This window comes from Bacillus sp. FSL K6-2431, from assembly GCF_038005165.1.
GTDB classification, from domain to species: Bacteria; Bacillota; Bacilli; order Bacillales; family Bacillaceae; genus Bacillus; species Bacillus pumilus.
Genome location: NZ_JBBOSQ010000001.1, coordinates 3,016,207 through 3,029,252, shown reverse-complemented (window position 1 = coordinate 3,029,252; position 13,046 = coordinate 3,016,207). Strand labels below are relative to the sequence as shown.

16 protein-coding genes are annotated in these 13,046 nt (G+C 41.5%); 1 reads left to right on the top strand and 15 read right to left on the bottom strand.

What is annotated here, in order from left to right; genetic code table 11:
- Nucleotides 1-27: 27 nt before the first annotated feature.
- The 14 genes from MHH40_RS15190 to MHH40_RS15125 are packed head-to-tail and all read right to left on the bottom strand — an operon-like array spanning nt 28 to nt 12,072.
- Nucleotides 28-1,158: a pyocin knob domain-containing protein gene (locus MHH40_RS15190; protein WP_050943999.1), complete on the bottom strand. Its 1,131-nt coding sequence runs from the start codon at nt 1,156-1,158 to the stop codon at nt 28-30.
- 7 nt (nt 1,159-1,165) lie between these two features.
- On the bottom strand, nt 1,166-1,339 hold the full coding sequence (locus MHH40_RS15185) for a hypothetical protein (protein ID WP_003212881.1): 174 nt from the start codon (nt 1,337-1,339) through the stop codon (nt 1,166-1,168).
- A complete protein-coding gene (locus MHH40_RS15180) occupies nt 1,336-1,665 on the bottom strand; it encodes an XkdW family protein (protein WP_050944000.1) in 330 nt (109 codons plus the stop codon). Before MHH40_RS15180 ends, MHH40_RS15185 begins: the two co-directional genes overlap by 4 nt.
- 9 nt (nt 1,666-1,674) lie before the next feature.
- A complete protein-coding gene (locus MHH40_RS15175; RefSeq protein ID WP_050944001.1) occupies nt 1,675-2,553 on the bottom strand; it encodes a hypothetical protein in 879 nt (292 codons plus the stop codon).
- 14 nt (nt 2,554-2,567) lie between these two features.
- The gene (locus tag MHH40_RS15170) at nt 2,568-2,951 is read right to left on the bottom strand and encodes a phage tail-collar fiber domain-containing protein (RefSeq protein WP_003212666.1); all 384 of its coding nucleotides are present in this window, start codon (nt 2,949-2,951) and stop codon (nt 2,568-2,570) included.
- A gap of 11 nt (nt 2,952-2,962) precedes the next feature.
- A complete protein-coding gene (locus MHH40_RS15165) occupies nt 2,963-3,886 on the bottom strand; it encodes a YmfQ family protein (RefSeq protein WP_050944002.1) in 924 nt (307 codons plus the stop codon).
- Nucleotides 3,870-4,919 (bottom strand): baseplate J/gp47 family protein, encoded by a 1,050-nt coding sequence (locus tag MHH40_RS15160; protein ID WP_050944003.1) that lies wholly within the window; start codon nt 4,917-4,919, stop codon nt 3,870-3,872. Before MHH40_RS15160 ends, MHH40_RS15165 begins: the two co-directional genes overlap by 17 nt.
- On the bottom strand, nt 4,912-5,334 hold the full coding sequence (locus MHH40_RS15155) for a DUF2634 domain-containing protein (RefSeq protein ID WP_012011034.1): 423 nt from the start codon (nt 5,332-5,334) through the stop codon (nt 4,912-4,914). Before MHH40_RS15155 ends, MHH40_RS15160 begins: the two co-directional genes overlap by 8 nt.
- Before the next feature lie 14 nt (nt 5,335-5,348).
- Nucleotides 5,349-5,615 carry a DUF2577 family protein gene (locus MHH40_RS15150; RefSeq protein WP_003212971.1) on the bottom strand — a complete coding sequence of 89 codons (267 nt, stop codon included), beginning with the start codon at nt 5,613-5,615 and terminating at the stop codon, nt 5,349-5,351.
- Nucleotides 5,612-6,622, bottom strand: a complete 1,011-nt coding sequence (locus tag MHH40_RS15145) for an XkdQ/YqbQ family protein (RefSeq protein WP_050944004.1) — start codon at nt 6,620-6,622, stop codon at nt 5,612-5,614. Before MHH40_RS15145 ends, MHH40_RS15150 begins: the two co-directional genes overlap by 4 nt.
- Before the next feature lie 11 nt (nt 6,623-6,633).
- Entirely contained in the window at nt 6,634-7,302 is a 669-nt protein-coding gene (locus MHH40_RS15140; protein WP_003213616.1) for a LysM peptidoglycan-binding domain-containing protein, read from the bottom strand.
- The gene (locus tag MHH40_RS15135) at nt 7,295-11,452 is read right to left on the bottom strand and encodes a transglycosylase SLT domain-containing protein (protein WP_340901283.1); all 4,158 of its coding nucleotides are present in this window, start codon (nt 11,450-11,452) and stop codon (nt 7,295-7,297) included. The genes MHH40_RS15140 and MHH40_RS15135 overlap by 8 nt, the downstream gene beginning before the upstream one ends.
- Nucleotides 11,453-11,590, bottom strand: coding sequence for a hypothetical protein (locus MHH40_RS15130; protein WP_088002055.1), 138 nt, complete (start codon nt 11,588-11,590; stop codon nt 11,453-11,455).
- Between the two features lie 41 nt (nt 11,591-11,631).
- Nucleotides 11,632-12,072, bottom strand: coding sequence for a phage tail assembly chaperone (locus tag MHH40_RS15125; RefSeq protein ID WP_050944005.1), 441 nt, complete (start codon nt 12,070-12,072; stop codon nt 11,632-11,634).
- A 152-nt stretch (nt 12,073-12,224) separates the two neighbouring features.
- Here MHH40_RS15125 and MHH40_RS18925 point away from each other — a divergent pair, with 152 nt between their 5' ends.
- Nucleotides 12,225-12,314: a putative holin-like toxin gene (locus MHH40_RS18925; protein WP_106918392.1), complete on the top strand. Its 90-nt coding sequence runs from the start codon at nt 12,225-12,227 to the stop codon at nt 12,312-12,314.
- 287 nt (nt 12,315-12,601) lie between these two features.
- Here the strand turns inward: MHH40_RS18925 and MHH40_RS15120 are convergent, their stop codons facing one another.
- Nucleotides 12,602-13,045: a phage tail tube protein gene (locus tag MHH40_RS15120; protein WP_003213309.1), complete on the bottom strand. Its 444-nt coding sequence runs from the start codon at nt 13,043-13,045 to the stop codon at nt 12,602-12,604.
- Between the last annotated feature and the right edge of the window lies 1 nt (nt 13,046).

Below are 13,046 nucleotides of genomic sequence, written 5' to 3'. Positions count from 1 at the left end.
GATTCTCCTTTCACATTGTTTATGGAATTATCTTGTACTGAACTTAAAACCAAATGTAATAAACTCAGTTGGATTAGCATTATTTGAAGATGATTGCACACTTACATTCCCATTCTTATCTACTAAGGTTCGATGGAATTGAGGTACTCCAGGTGTCCCTATACTCGAAGCGATACCTACAAAATGGATCGCCTGCTGCGGCCGATATCCTTCAGGCAAAATAAACACTGGGTTATTTCCTAAAATCCCACCTTTTATAGCACCTACTATCTCAACTTCCCCCAAGAGATTCTTTCGATATTTCACTGGCAAATTAATAGGGTCATATTCCTTCCAATTGCCATTAATCTCTTTAGGTGTTTCCCATGAACCTTCTAATAGATCTGATAGCGTGATTTGCTTCTCCCATGGTGTCCATGATTGTGCTTTGTGTCTAAGAACTCTAAAGTATGTGTTCTTCCCATAAACAGATTCGTATGCTATTTGTACTAATGTACTGCCATAACTCATGACCAACAAAAACACTCGATCATGGGAAGGCGATGGACCATTCACTCCAGTATTATATATAAGATACATCCCTGTCTCCGTAAGGGTATTGTAGTCTGTTTCGCTAGCAAATCCATGATAAAAGGGCTTTCCATCATCTTGTGTGATTTTTACTAATTGACCGTTATCCCATCTTTTTCTATCGCTTTCTGTAGGCAGCTTTGTCCATTTAATCGACGTATGTCCGGCTTCGTAATAGAAAAAATAAGCATTACCTGAACTATCCATCGCAAAACCAGAGCCAATATTTTCTTGACCTACTGTCTGCAGCCCTCTAATTGACATATTCGATGAGGCCGGAGAATCCTCCACACCAGCAGCTGCATAAAAAGTACATGTTCCTTTATCTTTTATCGCATCAAATATTCTGCCATCAGCAGATACATTAATCAGCTGTCTTCCACTATCTGCTGTGATCTTATAGTTCTGTGAATTATTCCATTTCTTCTTTTCTGTTTCAGATGCGTGTACTCTCGCATCATTTGTATGTTTTAAGAACTGCTCTATTAATCCATGATCATTTTCAAGAAGTACTTTGACCATGTCATTAAACAAATCAGCATGTGCTTTATCATTTACTTCAAAAGGTTTTGGTTGTTTTATTTCCATTCAGTTTTCACTCCCTTGCTTTGATGCTTGGTTCCATTTCTTGTAGCTGCTCTAGAGTGAGCATCCTTTGCTCATATCCTGTTTTTAAATCTTCCATTGAACAATCGCCTAGTTCCACCGCTTGTTTGACCAATTCAGGAGTCACCCATTTAAAATACAACGCCATCACCCAATAATTCATGATTCACGCTCTCCTTTATATAAAAGGATCTCATTTTTTAGCGCTTTTATTTCGTTTGTTAGATGATCACATTGATGTTCAAGCTGTTTTCTTATGAGCTTTTCTTTGGCTACTTCTTGTGCTAGATAATCTAGCGGAAGAGGCGGTTGATACCTTGGATTGATTTGAGATTCGTCCCACCATTCTTTCAATTCTTTTGCCGTTGGCTTTGGCACATCTAGATGCCACTCGTTAATGTAAGAACCGTCTCCATCATTTCTAAGTTCAAAGTCCTTTTGCGGATCCGCATCGGGGTATTTATACTTAATGGCTTCATATAAAATCATAGAATCCTCCTATCCTCTCAGGAAATTTCTGCCGCCTACTTCTGTAATATCAAAATAGTTGTACCAGCCTGAATTTTCAGATACATAACGACTAACATCTCCGTCATATCCTGCATACATGTAAATTTCTAAATAATCCCCTTTATTAGCCGGTACATTCGCAGCACCATAAAGTCCCATACTAAAGCTCAACGTATCAGATGGGCTGGTCGGGCTCTGTCTTTGATGTGCAATATTTTTATACCTTTTTCCATTTAAATAGATCGATAATTCAAAGTTTGCGTATCGTTGAAAGGTTTCAATATAAACACCTGCATTCACTGAATACATTCCGTTTTCAGGGCAGATGAAGCGATTATTTTTGATATCAAAATTGTTATGACTGTCTTTTATCTTTCGATTAAAAAGGATTTTTTGATACTCACCTTTGGTTAATAACTGTTTTCCAGTTGTACCTATATTGGCATGACAGAATCCAGAGAGCTTATGCCAGTCGGTCCAACCAGATCCAGTCCACCAATGACGGCACCACGTACCTGTGCTATCAAAATAACTGCCCGCTTCGTTTCCAGTCCCATAGTAATATTGAACAAATCGAAAGTTACTATATTTTTCATTTTTCACAAAGCCAAATCTCGTAGGATATCCGGTATCATTCGCTTGTCCAATATCCATGAACGTAATGCCATTAGGATATTCCTCACCGCTGACTGATGCATCTTGAATGGCTTGATCGCCTGTTAGTTTAAATAAGCTTTCATTTGTGATTCCTTCTATTTGTAGCCTGAGCGCATTGTCATTCTCTACTAGAGTGTCGACCATCCGGTTAAATAAGCTGGCATGTGCTTTGTCAGAGGTTTCAAACGGTAAAGGTGATTTGATGTCCATTTCATTCCCCTCCATTAATAAATATCATCAATCTCAAAAACAAATTCGATGTCGCCGTCTTTTTGTTTGTCTGTCATGGTGCGGATGGCGGTGAATTTGCCGGCTTCGTCGACAAGTGCTAGTTCGTTGATGACTTCTCCTGCAAGTTCTCCTTCGGCGATCGTGCAGGTGTAGCGGATTTTTGCTGGTTCCATGAAGGTAAACGAATCAATCTCTTTTTGGACGAGTTCTTTTTTGAGTTTTTGTTCAGTGCCGTCTAGTGAGATCGGTTTCCCATCCTTCGTCCCACCATTTCCAAATGCCATTTTGACGACTTTTGTGAGTTTTGTTCCTTCGGCTCTTGCCTTTGCCATTTGTTGACGTGCATATAATGTTGTTACGGTTAATTGATCAGCCATTGTGATCCTCCTTATAGCTCTATTTTTTGAGAAGTAGCTGCTAGCATTTTTGATCCGTCGAGCGGAACAGATCCGTCGAGAATCCAGTAATGATCCTTGATCAGTAAGCTGCCGCCCTGTTCAGTTTGGACATGTACTGGCAATCGGAACGTCATTTTCTTCTTGGTTTGATGCTGGAGCTGATTTTTTGTGCGTAAAGTCAATGCCGCTCCTTGCTTCGTTTCATGTACCGCTCCAGTCATGACATAATTCATTCGGTATGTGTTCTCTGACTTATGCTGAAGCGGCATTCTCATCTTCAACGAATGCCGAAAACGAGCAGGTACATCGGTTGTCCCTCGTGTTCCGCTCAGATAAAACGACCCATTTAATACAAATTCACCATTGAGTAAAATCGGGATATGATCGAAAAAACCCACTCTGCTTCGCAGTGTGAGCCTCCCGTGATGATCATTTATTTCATGTACATCGGTATGATGAAATGCAGTGAACGTATAAGCCAAATGAGCTGGCTTTAACGTTTCAAGTATTTCTACAATATATCTAGTGTTTTGCAGATCATCTAGATTCACACGTAAGGCGAAATGGTAGCGATTGGTGGTCAGACGGATGATGGCACTTGGATTTTTGAGAAAGCGATTCACCGATTTCTCTAAAGAAAGATACGTGATCGGTGGAATGTTTGACATCATATTGAGTAAGCGTGCTCTGCGAAGTTCAATGGAATCATCTGATTCTCGCTGCACCTTCAGCATTCTTTCCCATCTATTCAATCCCCATGTCGCTGTCAAAGGGAAGAGCTGATCCGTTAAATCGAAAATGGATTCATCCAATTGCTCAAACTCTGGCGCTTCTGTTTTGAGCAGGTGATCAACTTCATAAATCTCTGTAAAATATGGCGGCAAGTAGTTTTTCATTTCATCCTGTTTGCTCAATAACCTTCACCTGCCTCAGACGCGGTATCTCAATGTCCTGTAATACTAAGTTTTTTGACTCCCCATTCAATAACACGTTTGCATAATCTGATACACTTTCTGAATGGTACAGAATGTCATTTAATGCGGACATTCGAATGGTACTCTTTTCAAATGCAATTGATTTCAACAGCGCTTTGACCTTTTCTTCTATTTCTTTCTGCGCTCCTTCAAGGGTCCAGTCCATTTGAAGTTCGACGGCTACTTCTATGTCAATGTCCAGCCATTTGGCGCTTTCGACGGTCGCTTTTGAACCAATAGGCGCTTGTCCTTCTCCTTCGCCTGGTACTGGGTCGATATATTCCTGTACTCTTTTAACAAGCAGATCTGATGCAACATCTAGATTGCCGTCTGTGATGACAATCTTGACTGTTCCTTCTCCATTCCAAAGCGGGAATACCTTCGCTCTGCCAACCCCTGTCACTTCCTCAGCCCATTTTTTATAATGCGCCTTGTTGGCACTGACAGCCTCTCGCCTAGCACGTATTAAGTAGCGATCATATAACGAAGCGTCATCTTCTTCCTCTTGTCCGGGTATTACCAAATCTTTCATGATAATTGATTCAAGCCCCGGGATTGTATCAAGAGATAGTAGCGGCTGATCTGTTAATTGACCATTGCCGATCCTGCCAGGTGTCTCGCATTCTAGCGTGCCATCGTTCGAATATTGGAAATAGACGTCTTCAATAAAAAACCGTGAGCCAGCTGGGATGTTGATATCCTCCGGCTGAATAGCTGCGGACCAAACCGCTTTAGTCGCTGGTTTTCTTTCAATTCCTACTTCAGCGGCCCGCCGATCTAGAAACTCTCCTTGTGCTGTATCTGCAAAGACCAGCTCGAATACTTGATCAAGCCAAATATAGGACTGGGCCAGTTCAGCGGCAGCAGGTGCCAAGGCATTCCAAATGACGCTGTTTTCTCTTTTATCTATATCATCTGGCAGTCTGTCTAGCATTCTTTCCATTAATGCTTCATACGTTTGTTCCTCAAACATCGCTCTCCATCACCTCCTCTATTTCTAATGTGCCTTCATCTGTGACAATAGCTAGCTTGACATGAAACGAGTCATTCTCCTTTGTGACCTCTATCTCTTCAATATGATCAATCCGTTCGTCCACAATCAATGCTTCCTCTAGCAGCCTCGGAATCTCCATTTCTTTGTATTCATCCGTGGCTTCTGTATCCGTCAAGAGCTCCTGAATTTCAGTGCCAATGTCGTGGCTGTAAATAGGATGTGCATACCGCTCTGTCCTAAGTGTCATATAAACGAATTGACGAATTGCTTCAATGCCTGAAATGGTTTCACCTGTCAATCTGCCAGTTTCAACATCTATTCGATACGTCGTCGAGGTTTCCACCTCTTCGTCTTCTTCTGTTTCCTCAATTTCTTCCTCTGGTGAAAGTGCCACGTTCATCACCTCCCTTACAATTTGTCGATGATGTAGAAGGATTGTCCTCCTGCCATTGCCAGCACCATAATGCTGTCTCCCCTTTTTAGTTCATCATCCTCACCCTTATTTAGGCGCTTTGGCCAAATCAGTAATTCTTCCGGGATGATCAGTTTATGGTTTTCATTTAACTGGATGCTTACAGGAGAAACTGCCGTGACTTCTCCAATCACCAGATCAATTGGAGAGGCGGCGTCTACAGCATTCACTGCTAATCGTTTAATCGCTTCACTTAACCTCACGCTTGATCACCCTTTGGAATGGAATTTTTCTCAACGACATCAATTGTCATGGTGTGTTTCACTCCACTGAATTCATGTTTGTCTTGATCGATCCAGTACGTTTTTTTTACGTTGATTTCAGGGATTTTCAAATAGATTGGAAGACCGCTTTGCAGTTCAGGAATGCCTAGCGCTTGGATGCTTTTGACTTCTTGTTTCACGCCTTTTTTCTCTGCCAGCCGTACTTTGGCTCTTTTTTGCAGCTGCGGCTGGTTGATTTGCCCTGTAACCGTCTCAACATGCTGTAAAATACCGTATTTACTCTGACCTGCTTTATCCTGTTCGACCACTACAATCTCTGATTTGCTACCTTTTTTCTTATTTTTCCTCTGTTCATCCGCAGACGTGCGCAGCTTGACACGAGTGGCTGTTTCTTCAATCGAGGTGCTGTACTGATAGCCAATGAGATTGACACCTGATTCAATGACCCATACGTCCTCTGGATCTGGCCAAGCTCTCAGCCCCATCTTTCCTTTAGCAGAATAGATTTGATAGTTTCTGCCGGTTTGCCGCTTTGTCTCTTTTAATGCTTTCAGAATCATGTCATATAGGCTCGTATCGTTTTTAAACACTAGTGATTTTATGACATGACCTGTATTGGCGATGGAGGTCATGGGAATTTGAAAGTCAGCTCCAATCCGTCTCAAGATTTGATCTGCTCTTTGTTTTGAAAAAACATAGACATCTTGGTTTTTCACCAAATATTGAAGCATGTCGTATGCGGTAAAGGTCAGTTTCCCTTCAACAGGCGTCCTAGAAAACACAATGCCTCTGAACAGCTCTTTTCCTTTCCATTTAAAAAGAACCGTGTCCCCTTCTGAGACACGGTAATATGTTTGACTCCCTTGCTTTGTGATAATATTTGCTTGAATAGAACGAGGGGCTTGATACCTTTGCCCCTGAAGTGTCACACTCTCTGTGACAAGCTCATACATGGTGCCGCTTCTGATGGCAAAAAGCTCGATCAATGCCAGCCCCCCTATTGTGGTATTTTTAACCTTTGTCCAGGGAAAATCCAATGCCCCGGCTGCTTAATATTGCGTTTGCTACGTTTAATCATCGCTAATTTATTGGCATTCCAAATACGTCGCCATTTTGTACTGTCGCCATAAAACCTGCCTGAAATAGCCCATAGCGTATCCCCTTTTTTGACGGTGTACATTTTTGGCGGTGTTTTTGAAGGCCTTTTCTTTTTTGTTTGTTTTGCTTTTTTCTTTCGTTTAATTTTCCTAGGTGATGCGGTTTTGTATTCCTTTAACTCGATCGTAAATTCACGATCGCCAATATCATATGATCCTTCTTTATGGGTGAAGCTTTCAATGCTGCACGTCATATTGATTTTTGTCCCCGTTACAATCAACCGCACAGACTTCTTTGAACGCATCATTCGTTCTATTTTCGCTATCGCATTCTCCGGTGATGGAATGCTTTTATATTCAGCAATTGGCGAATATTTCTTAGGAAATAATGAAGTGAATGATACTTGCTTAGCCGATGGGACATCAATAAAGGTCAGTTCTCCAAAAGAGGCAACCTTTACCGTTTCATTTTGTACGTTATTTGTGATTTCAAGTTCGGATGGAAGGACAGGGAATCGCAACTTGTCCTTTCCTTGGGAAATCCACAATTGATACACTGATTTACCCATCAATCACGACCCCCTTCGTTCCTGTATGAAGCTCTACTTCCAGTTCATCTACGAGCATTTGTCTAATTTTTTCGACAAGCGATTGCTGATCTTGTCCATTATGGAAATGCTGGTCCCCATTGAATTGAATGGTGATTTGCTTATTACTTGACGATGCTGTACGACTAGAAGACTGAGCTGAGGTGACTTGCTGCATTTGTGATTCTGGTAAAGGAGCAGACGCATTTGCTGGATCATATACTTGCATTCCAAGTGCCTTGGCTGCCTGGGTTAATAAATACCTTCCGCGTATGCCTCTTTCTTCAGGAATGATCCATTCGCGTTTGTTTCCTTCACCAACTCTAGCAACCTGCTCCTGAGTAATCAGTCCACCATTTGCGTAGCCTTTATAAGGCCCGCCTCTTCTCATACTTCGTAATCCCGGTGTATTGAAGACTGTTCCATATCTGCCCTTGATGTAGTTAATGGCTGCTACGGCATTATGAATTGGGTTCCAAATGTCATTCATGCCCTTGCCTTTATTAGAGTTAAACGTCGTTCCAATGGTTTGCATTAAGCCTTTAGAAGGCGTTCCCTTCTTGGCGTTAGAATCCCATAAGTTGATTGCTCTCGGATTTCCATTCGATTCATGCTGCGCAATGGTCATAAGTCCTGGAAGCCAGTTCATCGATGTGCCAGTTGCCATGAGAGCTGCCATGAGCCATTGCTGAACACTAAGACCTGAAGCCCCCATACCGCTGAAGGCACCGATTAATGAACCAGCCTGATTTTCAGCAAACTTTTTCACATCAACTGAGTCGAGTCCTTTGACGACACCGATCGATGCGAATTTCCCAAGACTCATCATGACGCGTGAAGGGGAATGAATATCTAATTCCTCTCTAAACGCCTGCTCTACTTTCTTCGCCATTTCTTTGGCGGCTTGTGTGACTTCACTTGCTTTTGAACGCATGCCACTGTTAAAGGCATCCATCATTCCTGAGCCCCAGCCTGGTGATTCTTGTTTTGCTTGTAGAAATGGTTGTTTGATGTGCTGATCTACGTATTGGCTAGTACCAACTGATGTGGCATTTTGACCTGTGGCAAAACCACTAACCGTTCCAGAACCCCAAGTTGGCGATGCTGTCATCACTTGTTGGTATGGTGCTTTTACACGACTTTGCAAAAAGCTATCTGTTCCTGTTGGTGTCATCTGCTGACCATTCGCAAAAGCAGCAACTGTTTGCTGACCGTACTTATTTGAGTCTGAGGTCAATTGACCAAAAGGCTGCTGAATATTCTTTTGTTTCCATTGATCAAGTGTAATCATTTTTTGATTTAATCCTTGTTCAAAATCCTTATTAAATTGCTCGCCTATGCTGGAGGCTTGAATGTTCCCAGTCATCGAGACCGATCCGTCTATTGAACCGACAGAAGATGATGAAGCTACTGCTGTAGGAGCTGGAGAGCTTGATACTTGATTTCCAGCTGCTCCGCTTGGCATAACAGACATCCCAAGATGAGAAGCAGCCTGAGCAAGCAGCATCTTCCCGCGCCCTCGGTTATTTTGAGTTGGAATGACAAATTCGTTACCTGCTTCACCGACCCATGATAAGGTTGGCTGGGTGATATAGCCGCCTGTGGCATTGTTATCGGGTTTTTTCTTCCCAACAATCCAATTTATGACTACATCTACAATACCGCCTGCTTTGTCAAAAATCTTTTTAACCCACCCAAACGCTTTAGAAAACCCATCACCAATAGCTTCTGCTACTTTTACAATCGGCTTTTGAATGTTGTCCTCAAACCATTTGGATAATCCATCCCATATATCTGTCACCACTTTATACGCTTCTTCGAACTTTTTCCCGAAACTGTCTTTAATGGTTCCTACGGTATCTACAAGTGGATTCCACACATTTTCCATAAACCATGACGATACAGCTCCAAAGATTGATTGTATCTTTTTCCATGCATTTGATAATGCTGTCCAAATCCCTGTAGCGACTGTAACAACTGTACTGCTCAGTGGTGTCCAAACGTTTTCAATAAACCAACCTGCAACTGCACTGAACGTTTCTTGTATCCATGTCCAGGCATTGACTAGACTTGTCCAGATGGTTGTTGCTACCGTAACGACTGTGTCGCTGAGCGGTGTCCATACGTTTTCGATAAACCAGCTTGCAACTGCACTAAATGTTTCTTGAATCCATGTCCAGGCATTGACTAGATTTGTCCAGATGGTCGTTGCTACTGTAACGACTGTATCACTTAGTGGCGTCCATACGTTTTCGATAAACCAGCCTGCAACTGCACTAAATGTTTCTTGAATCCATGTCCAGGCATTGACTAGATTTGTCCAGATGGTCGTTGCTACTGTAACGACTGTATCACTTAGTGGCGTCCATACATTTTCTGTGAACCAAGCCGCGACTGTTGACCAAACTTCGACAATTTGATTTTTGATTTCAATGGCTTTTTGGCCAATCTTTTCAAATCCGCCGCCATCAAACCATTTTCCAATTGTTTCACCGATAGATTCTCCGCCCATACTTCCAGCGATGCCGCCTACTAGACCGCCGATGGCTGTACCTATCCCTGGGACTACGCTTCCAATAGCTGCACCTGCTGCAGCACCTGCCATTCCACCGGCGATGCCGCCTCCAGTCGTACCAATCTTTTCACCAGCATTCTCTTTGTTCATACCAATTAGATTTGTTGCACTAAGTACACTTCCTAGAATAGGTACTTTCTTTAATAATTTTCCGCTCCCTTTACCTATACTTTTCATTGCATTCCCTAATCCACTTAACCCCTTGCTACCTTTCACTAAACCCGTAAGTCCGCCAGCTGAAGCTGCGATACCCGCACCTTTCTTTAGTCCAGTAGGGATTTTTCCAAATAATTTACCTGCATTTGTTTTCAGTTTCCCTAATCTACTTGGAGGTCTTCTATTCATTTCGGCCCTTGATGTAGCATTTGGATTTCTTGTCTGTCTTGGTGAGCGACCATTTCGATTTTTAGTTTTAGTAGATCCTCCCCTGCTTAAACCTCTTGCACAGCAGGGGCAACAACTATTGCGAAACAAGCCTTTTCCACCTCGCGACTGAGGTTTCGTTTTGGGAGCTGGATTTGATGGTGTTGATGTTGGTGCTGTTGTTGGTGCTGTTGTTGGTGCTGTTGTTGGTGCTGTTGTTGGTGCTGTTGTTGGTGCTGTTGTTGGTGCCTGAGTGGTACTTTCACTTGATTGATCACTTGCACCTAAGAACCGATCTAATACATTAGTCACCAATTGATCTAGTTTTTTTTCAGGATTAAATTTAATTTTCTCTTTAATTCTTCCGATCACATCTTGCTTGTACTCTTCTATTTTATTTTCAACCCAAGGAAGTGCTTTTTCATCCCAAAACTTTCTAGGACTCAATTTTTCCTTCACTTTATCTGCAACGTCACCTGCATATTTTTGAATTTCACTTAATCCCTTATTGGCAAGGTTCTGGAGCCAGCTCTGTTTAGGATCTTCCGTTTTCACTGACGGACTAACAGCCTCAGGTTCTTTTTTTATGTTTTGTTCTTTCACAACCGACTCTGCTTGATCTCGTTTTTTCAACTTACTCTTTGCATTGTCTTGAACAGACACTCTGATTTCGTGTTTAGACATCGTCAAGCTTTTGAGCGTCTTTTTGATTCGTTGAATTGCAGCGGTGGCTTGGTCAACCATGTTTAATCTCATATAGTACGTTCTGTTCATGAGCTGAAAGATAGATTTTTTGATTGATGACATTTTACCTGACAATTGATCGTTTAGTTTAAACGTCAGCATAATGGGGCTTGTTCCCGCTTGCTTTAAACGATTTATGCTCGATTTAATGACATCTAATCCCTTCGCTTGAATGGATATGACCAAGTGATTCGGGAACATATTTAACTGATTGTTTAATGCTTTAAGATCACTATAGATTCCTTGATCCAGCCTCATGGAAATCACTGACATTTTCCGAAGCGATAAACTAAAGTTTCTTAATTTTTTGTCATCTATATCCAGGTTTATTTTCACCGGTTTTCTAAATGGTTTGAGCTGCTTCTCAAAGGTTTGAAATCGTTTTTGAATGCGCAGCAGCTTCTTCGATACTTTGTCTTCTAATTCAAATCGCGCAGTGAGTTTCGCCAATTATTTCCCTCCTTTCTTTGCTTCTTTTTCTAGCATGTCGAGTTTGTAGCTGATGAGTCCAAATAGGAGTGCTTTGAATGGTCTTGGTGATTCGTATAAATCTAGGAGTTCAGATGGGGAATAGTGAAGCTCGTGCATGGCGTAATATAAAAACACGGCTTCCTTATCCCCATCTTTTATTAGTTTTTTGCTGCGTCTTCTAAATCTTCAATTTCGTCTTCGAATCCGTTGATTTCAATCGCTTTGTTTAACCAGTTTGCGTATTCACCGCCGACAGATAATACACGTTTTGCGACTTCAACTGGATCTTGTGTGCTGTAGGCTTCTCTTAATTCCTTCGAGCGGAAATCTGGATAAATAGTCGATTCAATGGCAATTCGTGCGTAGAAACGCTGGCTGTCTAAGTCCTTCACGCGGCCTCTGCCTTTGACATTCTTGAAGGTCGTATTTTCTTTTTCCAGTTCATCAATGCGTTCAGTTGTAATGGCTTTAAAGACAAAAGGGATGACATTCCCTTTTTTATCAACAAAACGCTTAGAAATTGGTACTTTGACCTCTTCCGCTTCTACTGTTTTTCCTGGCATAAAAAATGAAAGATCAAATGTTTGTTTTTCGCTCATGTATAAAAACTCCCTTTGTTATGTTTTTTTGAATGCAAAAAAGCACATCCATTTTTTGAATGTGCTTTCCAATCTTTTCATGTATAATCTAAATTGTACAATTGAACGGCTTGCTCAAGGGTGTCTGGCTCATCCCCGATAGGAAGGGGGTGATGCCAATGTCAACATTTGAAGCGATTTCCCTAATGCTTTTATTCGGGATGTTTATCTTTACTTTGTTGACGTATATAGACAAAAAATAGACTCCCCTTGAGCTTTGGACGGTTGAAGGGAAAGTCTATCCTTAAAAACTATCTAATTGATAAGCCAGCCCCTTGAGGGCCAAATTGTACATTGCCGGGATGTTGACGCATCCTGGCTTCTTTTTATTTTATGCAAAGTACTTTGCATGTAAACATATTTCTAAAAAACTTTTTGGGGTTACACAGTAACACTTTTGTAGCTACTCTGTAACTATGAAAAATTATACCATATCGTTGAATAAAATAAAAATAACATATATTTTCGTCATTTGTATGCCTTTTGTTCATTAAAAGGAATTCTTCAGCTTTTCAGGAAGATCAAAGTCCTCGAACGTAAACGGAACTTCTTCTTCAAGTGCTTCTGAATCGACATCCAGTCCAGCAATTTTAGCCGAATCAAAGTTGACATCAAATAATGTCACACGCTCAGTACCTCGGCCTGATGATTTATCGTCAATCACCGCTTGAAGAGTGAAATAAGGATCTTCCCCTTTTTTCACATAGTTGAGCATGAGTTGTACGAAACGTGAAGTGACTTTATAGAATGTTGCCGTTCCTGTTCCGTTTGCCCCAGTTGTTTTATGACCAGTCATTCTTCGGCCCATCACGTTGACTTCTGATTTGTTTTTCTCCACGTTTGCTTCAAACGTTTTGATAAAGGCAAGCTCCTCACCTTCTAAGAAAAGACGACCCTCTTTACCTGAAATTGTATTTTGCGCTTTAAAAGCCATC